General features: G+C 68.2%; 22 protein-coding genes. 13 read left to right on the top strand and 9 right to left on the bottom strand.

Annotated elements, in window-relative coordinates:
* Positions 1 to 236: 236 nt before the first annotated feature.
* Entirely contained in the window at positions 237 to 1,580 is a 1,344-nt protein-coding gene (locus LGN10_RS11525) for an APC family permease (RefSeq protein ID WP_059585370.1), read from the bottom strand.
* A gap of 120 nt (positions 1,581 to 1,700) precedes the next feature.
* Entirely contained in the window at positions 1,701 to 2,546 is an 846-nt protein-coding gene (locus tag LGN10_RS11520) for a carbon-nitrogen hydrolase family protein (RefSeq protein WP_226223382.1), read from the bottom strand.
* 175 nt (positions 2,547 to 2,721) lie between these two features.
* On the opposite strand from LGN10_RS11520, the gene LGN10_RS11515 reads away from it, so the two are divergent.
* Entirely contained in the window at positions 2,722 to 3,540 is an 819-nt protein-coding gene (locus LGN10_RS11515) for a response regulator transcription factor (protein WP_226223380.1), read from the top strand.
* On the opposite strand, the gene LGN10_RS11510 is transcribed toward LGN10_RS11515, so the two are convergent.
* A complete protein-coding gene (locus LGN10_RS11510; RefSeq protein WP_226223378.1) occupies positions 3,507 to 4,175 on the bottom strand; it encodes a GNAT family N-acetyltransferase in 669 nt (222 codons plus the stop codon). The two genes, LGN10_RS11515 and LGN10_RS11510, sit on opposite strands and share 34 nt — an antisense overlap.
* A 313-nt stretch (positions 4,176 to 4,488) precedes the next feature.
* Between LGN10_RS11510 and LGN10_RS11505 the strand changes: the two genes are divergently transcribed.
* Genes LGN10_RS11505 through LGN10_RS11480 form a run of 6 tightly spaced genes read left to right on the top strand, consistent with a single transcriptional unit; the run spans position 4,489 to position 9,912 of the window.
* A complete protein-coding gene (locus LGN10_RS11505; RefSeq protein WP_059585366.1) occupies positions 4,489 to 5,631 on the top strand; it encodes an acyl-CoA dehydrogenase family protein in 1,143 nt (380 codons plus the stop codon).
* Between the two features lie 49 nt (positions 5,632 to 5,680).
* Entirely contained in the window at positions 5,681 to 6,583 is a 903-nt protein-coding gene (locus LGN10_RS11500; RefSeq protein WP_226223377.1) for an HpcH/HpaI aldolase/citrate lyase family protein, read from the top strand.
* An 8-nt stretch (positions 6,584 to 6,591) separates the two neighbouring features.
* Positions 6,592 to 7,245 (top strand): pyridoxal 5'-phosphate synthase, encoded by a 654-nt coding sequence (locus LGN10_RS11495; protein WP_059585364.1) that lies wholly within the window; start codon positions 6,592 to 6,594, stop codon positions 7,243 to 7,245.
* Positions 7,236 to 8,471, top strand: coding sequence for a cystathionine beta-lyase (gene metC / locus LGN10_RS11490; RefSeq protein ID WP_226223375.1), 1,236 nt, complete (start codon positions 7,236 to 7,238; stop codon positions 8,469 to 8,471). Before LGN10_RS11495 ends, metC begins: the two co-directional genes overlap by 10 nt.
* Complete coding sequence (locus tag LGN10_RS11485; RefSeq protein WP_063892451.1) at positions 8,465 to 9,109, top strand: glutathione S-transferase family protein; 645 nt, start codon at positions 8,465 to 8,467, stop codon at positions 9,107 to 9,109. Before metC ends, LGN10_RS11485 begins: the two co-directional genes overlap by 7 nt.
* Positions 9,110 to 9,129: 20 nt before the next feature.
* Positions 9,130 to 9,912, top strand: coding sequence for a glutamine amidotransferase (locus LGN10_RS11480; RefSeq protein ID WP_063896780.1), 783 nt, complete (start codon positions 9,130 to 9,132; stop codon positions 9,910 to 9,912).
* Here the strand turns inward: LGN10_RS11480 and LGN10_RS11475 are convergent.
* The 5 genes from LGN10_RS11475 to LGN10_RS11455 all read right to left on the bottom strand — a co-directional run bounded on the left by LGN10_RS11475 (position 9,835) and on the right by LGN10_RS11455 (position 15,494).
* Positions 9,835 to 10,569: an autoinducer binding domain-containing protein gene (locus tag LGN10_RS11475; protein WP_081075301.1), complete on the bottom strand. Its 735-nt coding sequence runs from the start codon at positions 10,567 to 10,569 to the stop codon at positions 9,835 to 9,837. The two genes, LGN10_RS11480 and LGN10_RS11475, sit on opposite strands and share 78 nt — an antisense overlap.
* Positions 10,570 to 10,654: 85 nt before the next feature.
* Positions 10,655 to 11,086, bottom strand: coding sequence for a hypothetical protein (locus tag LGN10_RS11470; RefSeq protein WP_226223374.1), 432 nt, complete (start codon positions 11,084 to 11,086; stop codon positions 10,655 to 10,657).
* A 59-nt stretch (positions 11,087 to 11,145) separates the two neighbouring features.
* Positions 11,146 to 12,684 carry a DHA2 family efflux MFS transporter permease subunit gene (locus LGN10_RS11465; protein WP_226223372.1) on the bottom strand — a complete coding sequence of 513 codons (1,539 nt, stop codon included), beginning with the start codon at positions 12,682 to 12,684 and terminating at the stop codon, positions 11,146 to 11,148.
* Positions 12,681 to 14,045 carry an efflux RND transporter periplasmic adaptor subunit gene (locus LGN10_RS11460; RefSeq protein ID WP_081059345.1) on the bottom strand — a complete coding sequence of 455 codons (1,365 nt, stop codon included), beginning with the start codon at positions 14,043 to 14,045 and terminating at the stop codon, positions 12,681 to 12,683. The genes LGN10_RS11465 and LGN10_RS11460 overlap by 4 nt, the downstream gene beginning before the upstream one ends.
* Before the next feature lie 9 nt (positions 14,046 to 14,054).
* Entirely contained in the window at positions 14,055 to 15,494 is a 1,440-nt protein-coding gene (locus tag LGN10_RS11455) for an efflux transporter outer membrane subunit (RefSeq protein ID WP_226223370.1), read from the bottom strand.
* A 163-nt stretch (positions 15,495 to 15,657) separates the two neighbouring features.
* On the opposite strand from LGN10_RS11455, the gene LGN10_RS11450 reads away from it, so the two are divergent.
* Entirely contained in the window at positions 15,658 to 16,494 is an 837-nt protein-coding gene (locus LGN10_RS11450) for an AraC family transcriptional regulator (RefSeq protein WP_059585357.1), read from the top strand.
* Between the two features lie 119 nt (positions 16,495 to 16,613).
* Positions 16,614 to 17,981, top strand: coding sequence for a glutamate--cysteine ligase (locus LGN10_RS11445; protein WP_226223368.1), 1,368 nt, complete (start codon positions 16,614 to 16,616; stop codon positions 17,979 to 17,981).
* A 19-nt stretch (positions 17,982 to 18,000) separates the two neighbouring features.
* Here LGN10_RS11445 and LGN10_RS11440 read toward each other — a convergent pair whose 3' ends face one another.
* Positions 18,001 to 19,113, bottom strand: a complete 1,113-nt coding sequence (locus LGN10_RS11440; protein WP_060009590.1) for a 3-deoxy-7-phosphoheptulonate synthase — start codon at positions 19,111 to 19,113, stop codon at positions 18,001 to 18,003.
* Between the two features lie 384 nt (positions 19,114 to 19,497).
* Between LGN10_RS11440 and LGN10_RS11435 the strand changes: the two genes are divergently transcribed.
* From LGN10_RS11435 to LGN10_RS11420, 4 genes are all read left to right on the top strand, one after another.
* Positions 19,498 to 19,908: an acyl-CoA thioesterase gene (locus LGN10_RS11435; protein ID WP_059585355.1), complete on the top strand. Its 411-nt coding sequence runs from the start codon at positions 19,498 to 19,500 to the stop codon at positions 19,906 to 19,908.
* A gap of 28 nt (positions 19,909 to 19,936) precedes the next feature.
* Complete coding sequence (locus LGN10_RS11430; RefSeq protein ID WP_226223366.1) at positions 19,937 to 20,584, top strand: hypothetical protein; 648 nt, start codon at positions 19,937 to 19,939, stop codon at positions 20,582 to 20,584.
* A complete protein-coding gene (locus LGN10_RS11425; protein WP_226223364.1) occupies positions 20,581 to 21,132 on the top strand; it encodes a shikimate kinase in 552 nt (183 codons plus the stop codon). Before LGN10_RS11430 ends, LGN10_RS11425 begins: the two co-directional genes overlap by 4 nt.
* A gap of 451 nt (positions 21,133 to 21,583) precedes the next feature.
* The gene (locus tag LGN10_RS11420; RefSeq protein WP_226223363.1) at positions 21,584 to 22,291 is read left to right on the top strand and encodes an SDR family NAD(P)-dependent oxidoreductase; all 708 of its coding nucleotides are present in this window, start codon (positions 21,584 to 21,586) and stop codon (positions 22,289 to 22,291) included.
* Positions 22,292 to 22,317: the final 26 nt, after the last annotated feature.

Below are 22,317 nucleotides of genomic sequence, written 5' to 3'. Positions count from 1 at the left end.
CGTTCAGGCGCCGACCTTCGACACTGCGTAACGGTCAAAACGAGGAAAAAGACACAGCAAAACCAACCTTAAAACCGGACATTTTTAAATAGCTGGAAGGTGGACATCTGAATCCGGGTATGACACAAGTTGTAAGAGCAAAGTTGAAATGTCGCATCTGAGCAAAGTTGAAATGTCGCTTTCGGGCCGCGTAAGCTGACCGTCCGCCGGCTGGTCATCGGTTTCGTCGAGTCCCGTCAAATCGCCACTTCCGGCGGTGCCTGCCGAAACAGCCGCGTAATCCAGCACAGATACACGAGCCCGAGCGCGAACCACACGACGCCGAGCACGAGCGCCGTCTTCTCGAGGCTGACGAGCAGCCATATATCGGCCACCGCGCCGATCACCGGAAAGACGATGCCGCCGAGCACGCCGATCCTGCGCTCGCCGCCGTGATTGCCCGACAGGTACAGCCGAATCACGCACAGATTGACGGCCGTAAAGGCAAGGAACGCACCGAAGTTGATGAACGACGTCGACGTGGCGACATCCAGCTTCAACGCGATCAATCCGACGACGCCGGCCAGCGTGATGTTGATCGCGGGCGTCTTGAAGCGCGGGTGAATGAACCCGAAGATCCGCTTCGGCAGGATTTCATCGCGGCCCATCGCATACAGCAGCCGGCCGACGCTCGCCTGCGCGGAGATGCCCGATGCGAACTGCGCGAGGATCAGGCCTGCCAGGAACACCGTCACGAACAGGTCGCCGCCGATCATCCTCGCGACTTCGAATGCAGCCGAATCCGTGTCCTTGAACTCGACGCCGGGGTGTGCGAGCTGCATCGTGTACGCAGCGATCACGAAGATCGCGCCACCGATCAGCGCAATCAGCAGGATCGCGCGCGGCATGTTCTTTTTCGGATCGATCGTTTCCTCGGTCAGCGTCGATACGGCGTCGAAGCCGAGGTACGAGTACGCGGCGATCGCGGCACCGGCCATCGTCGCGCCGAACGGCACATGCGGCTTGAAGAACGGCTCCGCCATCGCGATACCGCCCGCGCCTGCCGCCGCCGACGCGTAGTGCCAGCACAGCACGACGAACATCGCGACGATCGCCAGTTGCACGATCATCAGCACGATGTTGAAGCGTGCCGCCAGTTCGATGCCGACGATGTTCAGGCCGCTCGTCAGCACGATGAACGCGACGATCCAGATCCACGTCGGCACATGCGGAAATGCCGCGTTCAGATAGGCCGCGCCGATCAGCCAGATCACCATCGGCAGGAAAAAATAGTCGAGCAGCGTCGCCCAGCCGATCATGAAGCCCAGATGCGGGTTGAACGTCTTGCGCGTGTACGTGTAAGCGGAACCTGCCGCCGGAAAGAGCCGCGCAAGCTTGCCGTAGCTGAGCGCGGTGAACGCAATGGCCACCAGAGCGAGCAGGTACGCGAGCGCGGCCGTGTCGTCGCTGGCCTTGGCGAGCACGCCGTACGTACCGTAGACAATCAGCGGCGCCATATAGGCGAGGCCGAACAGCAGCACGGAGGGCAAGCCGAGCGTGCGCTTCAGGCGCGCGGGTTCGTGGGATGACGACGCTTGCATGTTATCTCCTGGGCCTTCGAGGCCGATCGAGTGCCTGTGGCAGGCCTTTCAATGGAATGAGCCGGCACCGCCGGGCGTGACGCCCGCGCGATGTCGCAGAGGAACAGCGAGTGAGCCGGATTACCCGGTGCGGTGACGGCGCGCGTCGATCATCAGCGCGCGGCGTCCGTTCGGCTCCTCGATGGGCGCGAGACCGAGTGTCACGCGTGCGTCGTGCAGATAGCTGTAGTGTTCGCGGCTTGCTTCGAGACGCGTCAGATCGAGGCTCGTCTGCACGACGGCTTCGTCCCGGCCGAGCTCGAGCCTGCTCTCGCCGAACGGATCGACCAGTGCGGACTGGCCGGCGAATGTCAGGCCGTCATCACCGGAGCCGCAGCGATTCACCATCAGCGCGAACATCTGGTTCTCCATCGCACGCGCCGCGATCGCACGGCGATGCACGGGGCCGAACGGATCCATGTTGCCGTTGGTGACGATCAACAGATCGGCATCGAGCGCACCGATCGCGCGCGCCGTCTCGGGGAATTCGATGTCGTAGCAGATCAGCAGGCCCACCGTCAGGCCATTCCACGGACAGGTTACGAAACGGTCGCCCGGCGTGAATACGCCGACATCCGACGCCCACAGATGGGTCTTGCGATAGCGCAGCACGAGCTCGCCCTGATCGTCGACGAGCACCGTGCTGTTGTAGAACCGTCCGCCGTCGCGTTCCGCGAGGCCGACCGCGACGGCGACGCCCTTCTGTCGTGCCGCATCGCGTACCGCGGACAACGCGGGACCGTCGAGCGTCTGCGCGACATCGGCGACGTTGTCCCGCGTGGGGAAGCCCGACAGTGTCGTTTCGGGGAACACGACCAGCTTCGTGCCGCCTGCCACATCGACGCGCCCGATCGTGTCGATCACCTTGCGCGTGTTGTGTGCGACGTCGCCGTCGACCAGCGCGAGTTGTGCGAGTTCTACCTGCATGAAGCCCACTCCTTCCAATACCCTTTCATTCGCGTGTCGTATCCATTGCATCGCGCATGCGACGCTTCGTCGAGCACAGCAGCCTCCACCGCCGCCTGCCGAAGTGAGGTCGATTATCGGGTTATTATTTTTGACCAGAAATTCCCCACCAGGGTTACCCTCACCGGAGCACACGATGGACCTCGAATGGCGAGATCTCGCTTTTCATCGGGAGATTGGTTCGGCCATCGACGCGCTCGATGGCCCGCATTTCTGGGCGCGCCTCACGCGCGTGCTCGAACGGCATCTGGATTTCGACAACTGGGTCGCGCTGCGTTTCGCACGCGATGGCGCGCCGCTCGTGCTCGCCGAACAGGCGATGCCGGACGGCAAGATCGACCTGATGTTCCAGGACTACCTTGCCGCGCTCTACCAGCTCGATCCGTTCTATCTCGCCGCATTCGAAACGCAGGCGTCGGGCTTCTATACGCTGGCCGACGTCGCGCCGGACAACTTCCGGATGACCGAGTACTACCAGCGCTATTTCAAGAAGAACATCGTCGGCGACGAAGTGCATTTCAACGTCGTGATCGATCGCGATCACACGCTGGGTTTTTCGCTCGGCAAGACGAGCAAGTACGACGAGCGCGAGATAGCCTTGCTCACGCTGTACACGCCGTGGGTGCTGTCGTTGATGCAGCAGCGCCTGCGCTTCGAGACGTTCGCCGTGAAGGAGGCGCCGCGTGCAACGGAAAGCGAGCTGCCCGATCCGCACGCGCGCTTCGGCACGCTGACCGGCAAGAGCGGACGCGGTGCGTTGACGACGCGCGAAATCGAAGTGGCGATGTTGTCGTTGAGCGGGTTCTCGTCGCGCGCGATCGGCGAGAAACTGTCGATCTCGTTCGAGACCGTGCGTGCGCATAAAAAGCATATCTACGCAAAGCTCGGTGTCGGGTCGCAATCCGAGCTCTTTGCGTTGTTCTACGATCCGGCAAGAGCGGGTGAATCCCCGTGATTTGCCGCGTGTCCTGACGGCCCGGATGCCTGCAAGCGCCCTTCGTCAGGCTCCCCAACGGTATCCAGGTCGAGCCGCAGATCCGTCACGAATGCACTCCCCGGCTGACGCGACAGCGTGAATCCGACGGAACGCGCAAGGCCTTTCATCGCATCGTTCTCGGTCAGCATCGTGCCGACCATCTGCCGCATGCCCGAGCGCCGCGCGAGATCGATCAGGCTCGACAGCAGCATACGGCCGAGCCCTTGCCGCTGCCATGCGTCGTCGATCACGATCGCGCATTCGACGATCTCGGTTGCTCCATCGTCAATCGCATAACGCGCAACGCCGATCAAACGCTCGCGACCGCCGGCGCGGATCGTCGCGATCACCGCGCCTTCCCGCCGGCGATCGATGCGGGTCCATCGGATCAATTCGTCTTCGGTCGGCTTACGTGCGGACATCAACCTCAGGTAGCGGCTGCGGCTCGACAGCCGGTCGACCAGTTCGCGTTCGATGTCGAGATCGTCGGGCTCGATCGCACGCAGGAGGATCGGCGTTCCGTCCCGCGCGTCCCAGACGCGCCGGACGCCGAGCGCCGGCGCATCCTGCCCGGCCGTGACGCAGGCCGCCCATTCGGGCGCCATCGTATCCATCGTGCCCTCCGCCTTTTCCTGCCGGTCGGGCGCGTCGCCACCGGATCGCCGCGTACCCTGCCCTGACCTTATGCATCGATTATCGGGACGGCCGCCCACCCGATAAATGCCTGGCGGAAGACTTCACAGTTGGTCGTGCGGAAACAATGGACCGGCAACGCGAAGCCGGCACGCCATGTGCCGGTGTCATCGCCGTCATTGGCGCGGCAACTACCACTACTGCCAGTACCTGCGCTGTCCGTGCCCCCTTAACCTTGTCGTCATCGCTGGCGCGCCGTCGAAGGCCGCGCCGCTTCGACCGGAGACACGACAGATGCCATTTGACTGGACGCAGGAGCAGCACGCGACGCGGGCGCGGTTTCGCGATATCGGCGCCGGAATCGCCGCCGCCGTGGAACGCGACGGCCGCGCGCCCGCCGGATTCGACGAAGCCGGCTGGATGAAGCTCGGGCAGGAAGGACTGTGGGACATGATCGTGCCGCAGACGTATGGCGGCGACGGTCACGGCTGGTGGCACTTTTCCGCGGCGCTCGAAGGGCTTGCGTCATCGATCCGCCGCCCGGCGCTGCTGTTGTCGGTGATCGCGCAGGCCGGCATGGTGCGCGCGCTCGAACGGTATGGCACGGCCGCGCAGCAGGACCGCTATTTCGGTGCGATCCTGCGTGGCGAACTGAGCGCGACCGCGATTGCCGAGCCGGGCACCGGCACCGACGTGCGCAGCATCGCGACGACGCTCGCCGAGCACGGCGACGGCTACAGGCTGACCGGCAGCAAATTCAATATCGCGCATGCGCCGCTCGCGCGTTTCATCCTCGTCGTCACGCGCATCGAAACGCCGGGCCGGCGCAACACCGCGCTCGTGATCGTCGATCGCGACCAGCCGGGCATCACGGTGAGCCCGCCCGACCGCAAGCTCGGCCTCGACGACCTGCCCACCGGCGCGCTGCATTTCGACGACTGTCCGATCACGCGCGGGCAGCTGCTCGGCGAACCGGGCGCCGGGCTCGGCAACCTGATCGACATCATCTCGCTCGGCCGGCTCTATTACGGCCTCGTCGCCGCCCAGGTGACGGCGCCCTATCTGCGCGACGCGATCGGCTATTGCCGCGAGCGACGCAGTTTCGACAGCACGATCGATGTCCACCAGTACGTGCAGCGCCGCCTCGTCGATTTGCAGATCGGCATCGAGCGCGGCACGTGGCTCGCGCGAGGCGCGCTCGCGCAGTTGCTGACGGATCACCCGCACGCGCTGATGACATGCTCGATCGCGAAGCTCGTCGGCGCTCAGGATCTCGTCGACAGTGCGCTCGGCCTCGTGCGGCTGTACGGCAGCCTCGGCTACCAGGCCGGGCCGGTGGCCGCGTTCGCGGCGGACGCACTGGGCTTCATGAGCGTCGGCGGCACCGAGGAAATGCATCGCAAGAACATCTTCAACCAGATGATGCGCGCCGGCTGATCGCCCGCGCCATCGCCGCGCGCACCGCGCACCTTACAGGAAACCACGCATGACACCGACGAACCGACGCCCTTCCCGCCTGCGCCGCTCTTGGCTGTTTCTCGCCGGCGCCGATCACGATGCGCTCGTTGCCGGCACCGCGAGCGGCGCGGATGTGCTGATCCAGGAACTCGAAACCTTTACGCCGCCCGACCGGCGCCCGGCCGCGCGCGAACTGAGCGAGCGGGTGCTCGCGGGCTGGCGCGATGCCGGCGTGCTGGCGTCCGTGCGCGTGAATCCGCTCGACGCGGGCGGCATCGACGACCTGCGCGCCGCGATGCGCGGCCGCCCGGACATCGTGATGATGTCGTACGTCGCGACGCCCGAGCAGGTCGTCGCGCTCGACGAAGCCGTCACGCGCTTCGAGCGCGAATACGACATCGTGCCGGGCTCGACCGAACTGGTGCCGAACGTCGAGACGACGCTCGGCCTCGTGAACACGATGGCGATCGCGCGCTCGAGCCCGCGCGTGTCGGCCGTGCTCGTCGCGACCGAGGACATGGTGGCCGACATGGGCGCCGAGCGCACCCGTGCGGGCCGCGAGCTCGACTACGTGCGCTCGCGCTTTCGCGTCGAATGCGCGGCGGTCGGCGTGACCGCGATCGACTGCCCGTACAGCTATGCCGACAACGAAGGCGCGGAACTCGACATGCGCGTGTCGCGCAGCCTCGGCTACCAGGCGAAAGCGATCGTCAACGCGCAATTCGTGCCGGTCGTCAATCGCGTGCTGACGCCGACGGCCGACGAGGTCGCCCTCGCCCGTCGCGTGATCGACGCGTTCGATCACGCGCGGCGTACCTCCGGCGGCCGCCGCGTGGCCGCGGCCGTCGTCGACGGCTTCCTCGCGGAAGTCCCCGACTATCTCGCCGCGCATCGGCTGATCGCCCGCGCGACGCAATTCGGCATCGCGTGAGTACCGCCATGGATACGATCGCCACGCGCCTGAAGGCGCTGAAAACCCTCGCGCATGCCGCGCCGCACGTGCCGGCCGACCACTGGGCCGACACGCCGCACGCGCAGTTCGAACGCTGGCTCGACGAGGCCGTGACCGCCGGCGCGCTCGAACCGCAGGTGACGACGCTGTCGACGGTGCGCCCGGACGGACGGCCCGATGCCCGTTCCGTCGTGCTGCTGAACGTCGACGCGCGCGGCTGGCATTTCGCGGCGAACGCACGCAGTCCGAAGGGCCGCCAGCTCGCGAACCGGCCGTTCGCGGCGCTGACGTTCTACTGGCCCGCGATCGCGAGCCAGATCCGGCTGAGCGGTCCGGTCGAGCGGTTGCCGGACGCAGAAGGCCATGCCGATTTCGCGAGCCGCCCCGAGCGGTCGCGCGCGAGCATCCTGGCCGGACGGCAAAGCGAACGGCTCGACGATCCGGCCGACCTGACGCGTGCGATCGACGCGCAGCTCGAACGGCTGGCCGCCGATCCGGCGCTCGTGTCGCCCGACTGGCACCTGTATGCGCTGGCCCCCGACGAAGTCGAGTTCTGGCGGGCCGACAGTTCGCGCCGTTTCGCGCGGCAGGCCTATCGTCGCGCCGGCGCGCGCTGGGAACGGTGTGCGCTATGGCCGTGAAGCGTGACGAACCGCCGCCGCCGCGCGACGGCGCGCATGACGGCCTGCACGACGACACGCGGCTCGCGCACGCGGGCCGCGACAGCGCCGCGTGGCACGGCTTCGTCAATCCGCCTGTCTACCATGCGTCGACCGTGCTCAGCCCGACGGTGTCGGATCTGCTGAACCGCACGCAGCCGTATATCTACGGCCGTCGCGGCACACCGACGACGGACGCGCTCGAGCGCGCGGTGACGCGCCTCGAAGGCGGCGCCGGCGCGGTGCTGTGCCCGTCGGGCCTGTCCGCGTGCACGCTCGCGCTGCTGTCGTGCCTGAAGCCCGGCGACCATCTGCTGATGACCGCATCGGTCTACGGCCCGGTGCGTCACGCATGCGAAGGCGTGCTTGCGCGGCTCGGCGTCGAGACGACGTGGTACGACGGCAGCACGCCCGTCGCAGCCGCGTTTCGTCCGAACACGCGTGCACTGTACGTCGAGGTGCCCGGCTCCTACACGTTCGACATGCATGACATCCCTGCCCTCGTGCGGCTCGCGCACGCGCACGGTGCGCTGGTCCTCGCGGACAACAGCTGGGCCACGCCGCTGTTCTTTCAGCCGCATGCATTCGGGATCGACCTGTCGATCCAGGCCGGCACCAAGTATCTGGTCGGGCACTCGGATGCGATGCTCGGCACCGTGTCGGCCAACGCGCGCGCATGGCCCGCGCTGAAGCAACTGCATGGCGATCTCGGACTGTGCGCCGGCCCCGACGACGTGTATCTCGCGCTGCGCGGGCTGCGCACGCTCGGCGTGCGGCTGCGGCAGCATCAGCGCAATGCGCTTGCGGTCGCGAGCTGGCTCGCGACGCGCGCCGAAGTGCAGCGCGTGCTGTATCCGGCGTTGCCGGGCGACGCGGGCCACGCACTGTGGCGCCGCGATTTCCGTGGCGCGTCGGGGCTGTTCTCGATCGTGCTGCAACCGGCTCCCGCACATGCGATCGACGCGTTTCTCGATCATCTGACGTTGTTCGGGCTCGGCTATTCGTGGGGCGGCTACGAGAGCCTCGCGCTGCCGTTCGAACTGGACGCGCACGGCCTCGCGGCGCGCTGGCCGGCCGGCAGCCGCGGCGTGCGCCTGCACATCGGGCTCGAGGATGCGGACGACCTGATCGCCGATCTGGCGGCGGGCCTCGACCGCTACGCGGCGTGCGCGTCGACTGCCGCCTGCGAGGATGCGGCGCGATGCTGACCGTCTGGGGCCGCCGCACGTCGTTCAACGTGCAGAAGGTGTTGTGGCTCATCGGCGAGCTCGGCCTGCCTTACCGGCATATTCCGGCCGGCGGCGAGCACGGCTCGCTGCAGACGCCCGCGTTCGCGGCGCTGAATCCGACCTGCCGGATCCCGGTGATCGACTGGGACGGCGACGTCGTGTGGGAGTCGCACACGATCCTGCGCTATCTGGCCGCGCGCGTGCCGAACAATCCGTTCTGGTGCCGCGACACGTTCGCCCGTTCGCGCGCGGAGCGCTGGATGGACTGGTCGCAGACCGCGCTCGAACCCGACGTGATGACCGGGTTGTTCTGGGCACTCGTGCGAACGCCGCCGGAGCGGCGCGACGATGCGATCGTGCGCGACAAGGCCGCGCGCAGCGCGACGCATTACCGGCTGCTCGACCGGCTGCTGTCGACCCAGCCGTTTCTCGGCGGCGCGACGCCGGGCCTGGCCGACATCCCGGCCGGCGCGACGCTGTTCCGCTATTTCTCGCTCGACGTCGAGCGGCCGCCGTTGCCGCACGTCGAGGCCTGGTACGCCCGCCTGTGCCGACGGCCCGCCTACCGCGAACAGGTGATGGTGTCGTTCGACGCGTTGCGCGGCCAGCCGGGCTGACCTTCTACCGACCTCACGACATGACGCATTCCGCCCTTCGTCCGATCCTGATCGTGCTGCATCGCGAACAGTCGAGCCCCGGCCGGATCGGCCGGCTGCTCGCCGCCCGCGGCCATCCGCTCGACATCCGGCGCCCGCCGCTCGGCGATCCGTTGCCGGCGACGCTCGCCGACCATGCGGGCGCCGTGGTGTTCGGCGGCCCGATGAGCGCCAACGACGGCGATCGCTGGATCCGCGACGAGATCGACTGGATCGGCGTGCCGCTGCGCGAGGCGGCGCCATTTCTCGGCGTCTGCCTCGGCGCGCAGATGATGATCCGCCACCTGGGCGGTCGCGTGAACGCGCATCGCGACGGGCGCGCGGAAATCGGCTACTGGCCGATCGCCGCGACGCCGGCCGGCCGGCGGCTCGGTTCATGGCCGTCGCATGTGTATCAGTGGCATCGCGAGGGCTTCGAGCGCGTCGCGGGGCTCGAGATCCTCGCGACCGGCGAGCATTTTGAGAACCAGGCCGTCCGTTACGGGCCGCGCGCGTACGGTGTCCAGTTCCATCCGGAAGTGAGCTATCCGATGATGCGGCGCTGGAGCACGGCGGCCGCGCACAAGCTGGGGGTGCCCGGCGCGCAGGATCTCGCGACGCAGGCGAACGAAGGCTGCCGGCACGACCGCGCGACGGCCGCGTGGCTCAGCGCGTTTCTCGACCGCTGGCTCGACGGGACGCCGGCATCAGGTCTGCACGGTCACGTCGGAGATGCTGATCAGCCCCCACTCGACCGCGCGCAGCACGGCTTCGTGCCGACGTGACACGTTGAACTTGCGGCGGATGTTCATGAAGTGGAAGTTGATGCACGACTCGGTCACGTTCAGGATGTGGCCGATTTCCCACGAGGTCTTGCCGGCCGCATGCCAGCGCAGGCACTCGACCTCCCGCCGGCTCAGACGCGGCACGCTGTCGGGCGGTGCGTGGCAGCGCGTGCCGGCGATCGCTTCGCAGGCGATGTCGCGCAGCAGCGTGAGCGCCGCCAGATGCCGGTCGCAGCGCTCGCACGTGGTGGCGAGATCGTCCGCGCTCGCGCACGACAGCATGCCGACCTCCCCCTTCGGGCCGCGCACGGGCAACACGACGCCGCTGCGCATGCCGTACGCGGCCGCCGCCTCGTAGCATGGCCGTTGCCCGGGCAGCCCGAACAGCGCGGCGTCCCAGACGAGCGGCAGCGCCGAACGGAAGCAATGCTGCAGCATCGGGTCGATGCGGTCGAACTGCCGCTGCCGGTACAGCGCCGTCCAGCCCGGCACGCCGCTGCTCCACTTGCGCGCGAGATCGAACGATGCGCCGGCAAACGGCAGCACGATCAGCACGACCTTGTCGAACCCCATGCCGGCGGCCGCGTCGGTCATCCGCTGCCATGACGCGTCCGTGTCGCCGGGTACCAACCATTTCAGACAATCCAGTCCTTTCATACAAGCCACCCCGTTTATTAGTTGGAATCTGCAATCAGGCGGACTTGCGCAACCGGTTCGAGGCGTTGCGCGCGAACGGGCCGCGCTAGACCGCCTCGGTCAGACGTCGCCGACCCGCCTGCTTCGCGTCGTCGAGCGAAGCCGTCACGTCGAACGGGATCCCGAACGCCTTTTCGATGCCGGATGCGTTCGCGATGGCCGCTTCACGCTCGTTCGGGTCCGGTTCGACCGACACGAGCGCGCGGCAGACCGCGGCGAGCGCGGCGCGGTTCTGCTTGAGCCACATGCCGCGCTCCTTGCGGTCGTCGTGCGGCTCGTCGGGGCGGGCCGGCGGAAAGATCATGACAAACGGCTCGCCGTGCCGCATCAGCGCGTGCATGTCGTCGAGCCAGCGCTGCGCGTAGCCGCCGGCGGCAATGGCGTCGTTGCGCACGACGACGAGCGGGAATTCCGTGACGTCGAACACGGCGAGCGTCGCCAGTGCGGACGGCGCGTTTCCAGCGTGGTGGGTAGGCATCGGGTCAGTCTCCATCGAGTTGAACAGCATGGGTCGGAACGGGCCGCGCGGCACCCGCTTCATCGTTTCGCGGCAGCGCCGGGGCCGAACGGCGGGCGGGCGAGCCACACCACCGCGATCACGGCGAGATACACGCAGCCGAGCGCGAACGACACGTCGTTGAACGAGATCTGGTACGCCTGCGCGTCGACCAGATTGCCGAGCAGCGCTGCCGCGCGTTGCGGATCGCCGCCGCCCAACTGCGTGAGTTCGGCGCGAACGGCCGGATCGAACCTGCTCAGGTGTTCGCTGAGCTGCGCGTGATGCAGGATCGCGCGCCGGTCCCACAGGAACGACGTGATCGACACGGCGAAGCTCGCGCCGAGCGTGCGCAGGAACGTCGACAGGCCGGAGCCCGCGGCGATCTCGTCCGGCTTCAGGTCGGACAGCAGGATGCTGTTGATCGGCATGATGAACAGCGCGAGGCCGAGGCCTTGCAGCAGCTGGATCAGCGCGATGTGCGTGAAGTCGACGTCGGGTACGAAGCCCGCGCGCAGGAACGACGACGTGCCGAGGATCGCGAACGCGCAGCACACGAGCACGCGCATGTTGAAGCGCGGCGCATACTTGCCCATGAACGGCGTCATCAGCACGGGGATCACGCCCATCGGCGCGACGGCCAGCCCGGCCCAGAACGCCGTATAGCCGAGCGTGCGCTGCAGCCACTGCGGCACGATCACGTTGACCGCGAAGAACGCCGAGTACGCGAGCACGAGCGTCAGCGTGCCGGCCGCGAAGTTGCGATGTGCGAACAGCCGCAGGTTCACGATCGGGTTCGGCTCGTTGAGTTCCCAGATCAGGAACAGCGCGATCCCGAACGCGGCGACCACCGACATCACGACGATGAACGTCGAATTGAACCAGTCGGCTTCGTTGCCCTTGTCGAGCACGATCTGCAGCGCGCCGACGCCGACGACGAGCGCGGCGAGCCCGACATAGTCGACGCGCGCGGCGACCGTCGTCTCGACGCGCGCGCGCATCTGCGCGAACACGCACATCGCGGCGAACACGCCGATCGGCAGATTGATCAGGAACGCCCAGCGCCACGAGTAATGTTCCGTCACCCAGCCGCCGAACACGGGGCCCGCGATCGGCGCGACGACGGTCACCATCGCGATCATCGACAGCGCGAAGCCGCGCCGCTGCGGCGGGTAGATCGACAGCATCAGCGCCTGGGTGGTCGGGATCATCGGCCCGGCCACGAGGCCCTGCAGCGCGCGGAACGCGACGAGCTGCGGCAGGTTTTGCGCGAGGCCGCACAGGAGCGACGCGAACGTGAACGCCAGCGTCGCCCACACGAACAGCCGGACCTGCCCGACACGCTTGACGAGAAACCCCGTCAGCGGCAACGCGATCGCATTGCTGACCGAGAACGTCGTGACGACCCATGCGCTCTGCGTCGTGCTGACGCCGAAGTTGCCGGCGATCGTCGGCAGTGAGACGTTCGCGACGGTGCCGTCGAGCACCTGCATGAACACCGCGAGCGCGAGGCCGAACGTCGTCAGCGCGACGCTCGACGGGCGAAAACCGCTGTCCGCGGTCGGCATCGGGCCGCTCATCGCACACGCTCCGCACGCACCGCCGCCGGGAGGTTCGCATGCACGACGTCGGCGATCAGGCTGTCGGCGCGCGCGAGCTCGTCGCGGTACACGTCGGTCCTGAACACCGGCGCGTCCTGCGCGCGGCGCGACAGCATCGCACCGCTGCGGTCGTGCTGGTCGACGCGCGCGTGCATCGACAGGCCGATGCGCAGCGGATGCGCGTCGAGTTGCGATGGATCCGTCAGCTCGATGCGCACCGGCAGGCGCTGCACGATCTTGATCCAGTTGCCGGTCGCGTTCTGCGCGGGCAGCAGCGAGAACGCGCTGCCGGTGCCGACGCCGAGGCTCTGCACGCGGCCCTTATAACGCACGGCGTCGCCGTACAGGTCGGCCGTCAGCTCGACCGGTTGCCCGATCCGCATGTGCTCGAGCTGCTTTTCGGTGAAGTTCGCGTCGACCCACAGCTCGCGCAGCGGCACGACGGCGAGCAGCGGCACGCCGGGCGACACGCGTTGGCCGACCTGCACCGTGCGCTTGGCGACATAGCCGGTGACGGGCGCGACGATGTCGGTGCGCGCACGGGCAAGATAGGCCGCGCGCAGCCGCGACGCCGCGGCCTCGACGTCGGGATGCGACGCGACCGCGGTGTCGTCGACGAGCGCCTTGCTCGTCTGGTGCTGTTCGCTCAACGTCGCGAGCGCGCTTTGCGCGGCGGCGTACGCGCTTTGCGCGGACGTCAGCGTATCGAGCGCATGCGCGAGCTCCTCGCGCGAGATCGCGCCGGAGCGGCCGAGATCCTCGCGGCGCCGGTAGTCGGCCTTCGCCTTGTCGAGCGCGGTGCGCCGCGCGTCGAGATCGGCGCGCGCGCCGTCGATGCTGTTCGCGAGCCCGCGCTCGTTGCTGTACAGGCCGCGCACCTTGCGCACCGTGGCCGCGAGGTCGGCCTGTGCGGCCGCGAGCGCGATCTGCGCGTCGCTCGCGTCGAGACGGACGAGCGGCGTGCCGGCGCGGACGAGGTCGCCGTCGTCCGCGTCGATCGACACGACGGTGCCCGTCACCTGCGGCGTCAGCTCGACGACGTTGCCTTGTGCGTATGCGTTGTCGGTGGACTCGTACCAGCGGCCGACGAGCCCGTACCAGATGCCCCAGCCGACGATGCCGAGCGCGAACGCGGCGACGAGCGCACGCACGAGGTGCTTGCGTCTTGCGGGCGGCGGCGTGGCCGGTGCGGCGCCGCCCGGTGCCGGTTGCGTGCGGGCGTCCGACCCGCCTGGCGCGCGCGGCGCGCCGGTGTGGTCGGCCGACGGTTGCTGGCGGGCGCTGGCCGGATCGGCGGCTGCGGGCCGCGCGGGAGTCTGCAGGGTGTTGTCGCTGCTCATGGTTCGATGTCAAGGACGGTGGGAAGGAGTGGCGGCGAGCGCGACGTCGTCCGGCTCGGCGCGGAAGCCGCCGCCGAGCGCGGCAACGAGCTGCAGCGACTGGTCCGCGCGCTGGGCGCGCAATGCGGCGACTTCGCGGCTCGCGATCAGGAGTTGCTGGCGCACGACGAGCGCGTCGAGGTAGCTGCCGACGCCCGCGCGGTAGCGCGCGTCCGCGAGCCGCCATGCATCGCTGGCGGAATCGAATGCGCGCTGCTGCGCATCGGCCTGCACGGCAAGCGAATGCAGCCGGTGCAGATCGTCGGCCACCTCGCCGATCGCGCCGATCAGCGTCTTGTTGTAGCTGGCGACCGCGACGTCGTATTGCGCGTCGCGCTTGCGCAGCACGCCGCGCCGTTCGCCGCCGTCGAAGATCGGCAGGCTCACGGCCGGGCTGACGTTGTAGGTGCGCGACGCTGCCTGGAACAGCGATGCACCGCCGCGCGTCGCGAGGCCGATCAGCGCGGTGAGACTCACGTCGGGCAGGAAGTCCGCGCGGGCGGCCGCGACGTTGCGGCTCGCGGCTTCCACCCGCCAGCGTGCGGCGACGAGATCGGCGCGCCGGCCGAGCAGCGCGGCCGGCAGGTCGGCCGGCACCGCGAGCGCGGCGGTGGGCAGCGGCGCGGGCCGCGCGAGCGCAAGGCCGCGATCGGGGCCCGCGCCGAGCAGGATCGCGAGCGCGATGCGCGCGCTGTCGATCGCCTGCGCCGCGCGTGCCTGCTCGCGCATCGCGGCCGCGACTTCGCTTTCCGCCTGGCGCTGCTGCGCGACGTTGTCGATGCCTTTCGTGACACGCTGACGCGTCAGCGACAGTGCTTCGTCGGCGCGATCGTATTCGGCCCGCGCGACGTCCTGCTGATCGAACGCATAGGCGAGATTCACGTAGGCGCGCGCGACGTTGACGGACAGCAGCACGCGCGCGGCCCGTGCATCGATCTGCGCGGCCCGCGCTTCGCCGAGCGCGGCTTCCCACGCCGCGCGGCGGCCGCCCCACAAATCGAGATCCCAGCTCAGGCCGAGATTGATTTCGCGCGTGTGGCTGAAGACGCCGCCGCCCTCGCCTTTCGAGAACTGCGTGCCGGACGTGCGTTCCCCTTTCGCGCCCGCGCGGCCGACCAGATGCGGCAAGCGGGCAGCCTGTGCTTCGATCACGAGCGCCTGCGCCTCGCGCGCACGCGCATCGGCGGTCGCGAGATCGGGATTGCCGGCAAGCGCTTCGTCGATCAGCGCATTCAACTGCGCATCGTTCAGCGCAACCCACCAGTCGGCGGCCGGCCAGTCGGCGGCCGGCGCATGCGCGAGGCTGCGCGCTGCGGCGAGCGTATCGGCGCCGCGCAGCGTGCCGGCCGGCGCGAGCCCGTCGCGGCTCGCGCATGCGCCGAGCATGGCGAGCGCCACGATTGCGGCCATGCGCGACAGGACGCGCCGCGCGACGGCATCGCGTGGCGAGGGAGCAAGTGCTGCGTGCATCGCGTTCCTCTGCTTCGTTTGGGTTTGAACACGACACGCATTGTTGGACGCTCCCGGGTAAAGCTGATAATGTTGTTTAGACAAAAAATAATGAATTCCGGCCATGCCCATCCGAGAAGCCTCTCCCGCCCGCGCGGCGCAACGCGCCGACGCCGATCCGAGCGAACGCGCGGACGGCCCGTCGCTGATCGCCGTCTGGGGCGAGGACGACGGCAGCAATACCTACCAGCTCGGCACGCGCGAGGTCGACTGGCACAGCCATCTGCGCGGCCAGGTGTTCTGCGTCGAAAGCGGGTTCGCGCACGTGCGCACGCCGCACGGTTCGTGGCTGCTGCCGCCGCATCGCGCGGGCTGGATTCCGCCGGGCGAGCAGCACAAGGTCAGCATCAGCGGCGCGTTGAGCGGCTGGAGCGTCGTGATCGCGCCAGCCGCGAGCCGCCGCATGCCGGACCAGCCGTGCGTGATCGCGATCACCGATCTGATGCGCGCGCTCGTGCGGCGCGCGGTGTCGTGGGCCGACCAGGACCGGCTCGACATCGAACAGGCGCGCATGAGCGTCGTGCTGCTCGACGAGATGCGCCGCGCGCCGCACGAACCGCTGCACTTGCCGATGCCGCACGACCGGCGGTTGCTGCGGATCGCGAATGCGATCCTCGGGCAGCCGCACGACAGCCGCACGCTCGACGCGTGGGCCGAGTGGGCCGGGCTGTCCGCCCGCACGCTGAGCCGGCTGTTCGTCGCGGAAACCGGCACGAGCTTCGCGCAGTGGCGGCAACAGGCGCGGCTCACGCATGCGCTCGAACGTCTGGCGAACGGCGACAGCGTCGCCAACATCGCCGACGCGCTCGGCTATGCGACGCCGAGCAATTTCATCGCGATGTTCCGCCGCGCGTTCGGCGATTCGCCCGCGCATTACTTCGCGAAGCGCAAGCAGCCGTAATGTCGCGCGGCCTCGCACCGCCCCTATCACCCCTGCCAGTACTGCGCGCGCATCGACGTCGCTATAGTCGCCGTGCGACCGGCCGGTCGGTCGCCCAATGTGACCTGTGGAGGATGTCGATGTCGAACGCCGTCGGATCGGACAACACGCCGATCGTCTCCGAGCAGCAGCTCGCCGATCATCTGGCCGCCGGCTGCAAGCCGGCCGCGCAGTTCCGGATCGGTACCGAGCACGAGAAGTTCGTCGTTTCCCGCGCGACGCATGCGGCTGCGCGTTATGAAGGGCCGTCCGGCATCGCCGAGGTGCTGGCGCGGCTGCGCGGCGACGGGACGCCGATCGTCGATGCCGGGCAGACCGTCGGCGTGATCCAGCGCGACGGCGCCGCGATCTCGCTCGAGCCGGCCGGCCAGCTCGAACTGTCGGGCGCCCCGCTCGATACGCTGCACGACACGCACGCCGAGCTGCACGCGCACCTCGCCGCGGCCCGCGCGGCATGCGATCCGCTCGGCCTGCGCTGCGTGCCGCTCGGTTTTCACCCTCACCTGTCGCGCGACGCGCTGCCGTGGATGCCGAAGCAGCGCTACGCGATCATGCGGCGCTACATGCCGCGGGTCGGCACGCGCGGGCTCGACATGATGCAGCGCACCTGCACCGTGCAGGTCAACCTCGATTTCGCATCGGAAAGCGACATGGCGCGCAAGATGCGCGTGTCGCTCGCGTTGCAGCCGGTCGCCACCGCGCTGTTCGCGAATTCGCCGCTCCGCGACGGCCGCCCGTCGGGCCTGCTGTCGACGCGCGCGCACACGTGGCTCGATACCGACGAGGATCGCTGCGGCGCGCCGGCGCTGTTCCTGTCGCGCAGCTTCGGCTTCGAGCGCTACGTGAGCTGGCTGCTCGACAACGTGCCGATGTATTTCGTGCGGCGCGGCGATCGTTATGCGGACGCGACCGGGCACACGTTCCGCGATTTCATGCGGCGGCGCATTCCGCACCTCGAAGGCGAGACGCCGACGCTGGGCGATTTCGCGGACCATCTGACGACCGTGTTCACCGAGGTCCGGCTCAAGCGCTATCTCGAGATGCGCGGCGCCGATGCCGGCTCGCCCGACATGATGGTCGCGCTGTCCGCGTTCTGGACCGGCCTGCTGTACGATCCGGCGGCACTGTCGGATGCCGGGACGCTGGCTGCCGAGATCGACCGCGGCACGCTGCTCGCGCTGCGTCGCGACGTGCCGTGTACGGGGCTCGATACGCTGGCCGGCGGCCGGTCGTTACGCGCGATCGCGGCCGATGCGCTCGCGATCGCGCATCGCGGCCTGCGCGCGCGGGCGCGCACGGATGCGGCCGGCCGCGATGAATCGATGTATCTCGCGCCGCTCGACGAGATCGTCGCCGGTGCGCCCACGCAGGCCGAGCACTGGCTGGCCCGCTATCGCGACGCGTGGGCCGGCGACGCGACGCGCATCCTTGACGAAGCCGCCATCTGAGCGTGTCGCGCCGGGCCGCTCACGCGCAGCAGGCGAGCAGCGGCTCGTGCGCGAACTCGGCGCCGAGCGGCAGCGGGTGGCCGCGTCGCCGCGTACGCACCGCGTGCGCGAGCGTCTCGAACAACTGCGCGGTATCGGCGAACGACAGGCACGCATCCGTGATGCTCTGCCCGTAGCGCAGCGGCACGCCGGGCACGAGATCCTGCCGCCCTTCGATCAGGTTCGATTCGATCAGCACGCCGACGATGCGCGTATCGCCGGCCGCCACCTGCGCGGCGACTTCCGCGCCGACGGCGAGCTGGTTCCGGTACTGGCGGCGGCTGTTGCCGTGGCTGACGTCGATCATCACGCGCGGTGCGAAGTGCGCGGCCGTCATGCGTTCGCAGGCGGCGTTCACCGCGGCCGCGTCGAAATTCGGTTCGCGTCCGCCGCGCAGCACGACGTGCGTATGCGGATTGCCGGGCGACGCGCTCGCGCATAGCCGGCCGCCTGCATCGATCGACAGGAACCGGTGCGCGTGCGCCGCCGCGCGCATCGCGTCGACGGCGACCTGGACATTGCCGTCGGTGCCGTTCTTGAAGCCGATCGGAATCGGCAGCGACGACGCGAGCTCGCGATGCACCTGCGACTCGACGGTGCGCGCGCCGATCGCGCCCCAGGCGATCAGATCGGCCAGGTAGCGCGGCGACAGCGGATCGAGCAACTCGGTCGCGGCCGGCATCTCCGCGCCGTTGATGTCGCACAGCAGCGCGCGGGCCGTATGCAGTCCGACGTCGATCCGGTCGCTGCCGTCCAGCAGCGGATCGTTGATCAGCCCCTTCCAGCCGACCGTCGTACGCGGCTTCTCGAAATACACGCGCATCACGATTTCCAGCTCGTCCGCGAAGCGCGCGCGTTGCAGCGCGAGCCGTGCCGCGTAGTCGCGCGCGGCGTCGGGATCGTGTATCGAACACGGGCCGGCGATGACCACGAGCCGGTCGTCGGCGCCGTCGAGCACGTCGACGATCGCGCGGCGGGTCGTATGAACTGTGCGCGACGCGCGCCACGCCGGCGGCAGCGCGCCGGCCAGATCCGCAGGGGACGGCAAGCGCAGCACGGCGTCGCGGTTTGTCGTCCAGGCGTTTGCATGCATGGGGACTGCCCTCCTGTCGATAATGAACGTGACTTTTTACTACAGCGCGACTGTATTGAATGGTGCTTTCGGCGCGCAACTAACATAGTTATCAGTTTCTAATTCATAACCTTATGAATGAGGTAAATAAGCGTCGGATTCGATAATTGAGGATCCTGTCGTCATGCCTGTTCGCGGGTGTCGAATGGAACGTTCATTGGGTTTTCGTTCGAAAATCAGGCTGTGATCTTGCAGCGGCGAATGCGTCCGCATGCGGCTTTCCACCACGCTTCGCTATTCGTTCTGATAGTGGCGGCCCGATAGTCGTTCGATTAATTTTCGGATGCCCGACAGGCCATTCGGGCTCGAAAATATAACTCAACCCAGTCATTGCGGAGAGTCACCATGTCGAAACGGCATTACGAAACCCCCATTCACGTCAAGTATCGCGATACGGATTCGATGGGGCATGTGAGCAGCCCCGTCTATTACGACTATCTGCAGCATTCGTACCTCTGCTACATGTTCGATCTGCTCGGCCTGCCGCGCACCGAGAAACTGCCGCACATCATGGTGAAGACGCAGTGCGAGTACCTCGCACCGGCCCAGTTCGGCGACAACCTGACCGTCCGCTCGAGCATCGTGCGCTTCGGCAGCAAGAGCTTCGATCTCGAACACCTGATGGAGCGCGACGACCAGACCATCGTCGCGCGCGGCGTGTCGACGCACGTGATGTTCGATTACGCGAACAACACGACGCTGGCCGTGCCCGACGAATTCAAGACGCGCGTGCTCGAATTCCAGGGGTCGCTGTGATGCGTGCGTGCGCGCTCGGGAGCGACACGTGAGCTGCGCGGTGGCGCGCGCCCGGCGCCGGATCGGTGCGATCGTCGAGCGGCGGGACGATCGCGCGATCGTGATCGTCCGGCATGCGGCGCAGGCGCTGCTCGAGCCCGCCGCGCTCGAGCGGCACCGTGCGCTCGCGTGCCGCCACGAGGACGAGCTGGAAGTGCTGCTGCAGCCGTGCGGCGGTGCGCACGACGGCGTGCGGACGCTGCTCGGCCGGCTGCGGGATGCCGGCGTGGCCGTGGCGCTCGACGCGGCGACGGTTGCCCACGATGCATCGCTGCTCGAATTCGCGAGCTGGGTCACACGGTGTACGACGGCCGACGATTCGGCAGCGGTACCCGACGACGCGGCCGTGCCGGGCGGTGCGCTGCTCTACGGGCTGGTCGTGCGATGGCGCGATCTGCACGGCAGGTGGCGGCGGCCCGAGCGCGACGCGGCGCCTGAACGCACGCCGCGGACCATCGCGGCGGATGCAGCCGAGCACATCGCGGCCTGCGATCCGGACGAGCAGGTGCTCGGCGCGTTGCTCGACGCCGATGACGCGTCGACCGGCGCGGCGCTCGACACGCTGTCGGACGCGGTGCGCGCGCGACGGATCTGCCTGGCGACGCGGGCCGGCTGGCCGCTCGCGCGACGGTTATGAGCCCCGCCGTCGAGACGGCCGGCGGGCGCGCGTTTCTGGTCGGCATGATGGGCGCGGGCAAATCGACGCTTGGCCGCGCGCTCGCGGCTTCGCTCGGCTGGGCGTTCGCCGACAGCGACGACGAGATCGAGCGGCGCACCGGCCGCTCGGTCGCCGCGCTGTTCGACGTGGTCGGCGAAGGCGGCTTTCGGCTGCTCGAAGCGCATATCGTCGACGAGCTGACGCAGCGCGCGAACGTGGTCGTGGCGACCGGCGGCGGCTCGGTCCTGAATCCGCACACCCGCGCACGCCTGAGCGAGCGCGGCAGCGTGATCTATCTGCATGCGGATCCCGATGTGCTGTGGCGGCGTACGCGCGACGACACGCGGCGGCGGCCGCTGCTGCAGGCGGGCGAACCGCGGCAGACGCTCGCCGCGCTGTACCGGACGCGCGACCCGCTGTATCGCGAATGCGCGCATGCGCTGGTCGATACGACCGCACACGATGTCGCGCACGCGACGGCGGAGGTGTTGACGCTGCTGTTTGCGCGGAGGAACGCGCCGGCGTGACGGCGCGGTCGCTTCCCTGCCCTTCGATTCGACGACGCGCTCGACGTCATACGCGTTTTTGAAGTGGCGAGTTTGGATTTTCGATAGTGCTATCGTGATAAGAAAAGTTATCCGGATAGAGGTATTTTCTTATCCAACCCCGTGTTTTCGTGGCAAACGAATCGACGCTTCAAGCTCCCGGAAAATCGGTCCATCAGGCACGATCCCGCCCCGCGCCGACATTCTCCCGTAGCGCGCCGACTTGGCGAGCACCCGGCGCGGCGGTGTACCCGACTCCAGCGCGGCGATCGCCGCAGACCCTCGCCTTTCCCGTCATTTGTTCCCGCGACGCAAGACTGTTGCTCCATGGCGGGTGTTCGAAATCGTGACCGGCACGCCTACAGTCTGCCCATCGGATTCATCGATCCGGTCGGCATCGAGGCCGAACATCATTCACCTGTCGAGGTACATCATGAGCGCATCCAAAGTCATCATCGTCACCGGCGCATCGCAAGGCATCGGGGCGGAAACGGTCAACGCATTCCGGGCACGCGGCCATCGCGTCGTCGCGACGTCCCGTTCTATCGGCCCGTCGCACGGTCCCGATCTCGTCACCGTCGCGGGCGACATCGGCGATCCGGCCGTCGCGCACCGTGTGGTCGATGCGGCAATCGAACATTTCGGCCGTGTCGACACGCTCGTCAACAACGCGGGCATCTTCGTCGCAAAGCCGTTCACGCAATACACCGCGGACGACTATGCGCGGATCACGAGCGTCAACCTGAACGGCTTCTTCCACGTCACGCAGCGTGCGATTGCCGCGATGCAGAAGCACGGCACGGGCCATGTGGTCAGCATCACGACGAGCCTGGTCGATCACGCGAACAGCAATGTACCGTCGGTGCTGGCGTCGCTGACGAAAGGCGGATTGAATGCCGCGACGAAGTCGCTCGCGATCGAATATGCAAAGGCCGGCATTCGCGTCAATGCGGTGTCGCCCGGCATCATCAAATCGCCGATGCATGCGACCGACACGCACGCGACGCTCGCGTCGCTGCATCCGGTGGGCCGGATGGGCGAGATGAGCGATATCGTCGGTGCGATCCTGTATCTCGATTCGGCGCCGTTCGTCACCGGGGAAATCCTGCACGTGGACGGCGGTCAGAGCGCCGGGCATTGAGCGCCGGCGTCGAAGCCGCGAGCCGG

It is taken from the genome of Burkholderia sp. AU32262 (assembly GCF_020419985.1).
In the GTDB taxonomy this organism is placed as follows: Bacteria; Pseudomonadota; Gammaproteobacteria; order Burkholderiales; family Burkholderiaceae; genus Burkholderia; species Burkholderia semiarida.
Note: the sequence above shows the minus strand (reverse complement) of the source record. Positions and strands in the feature narration are given on the sequence as shown.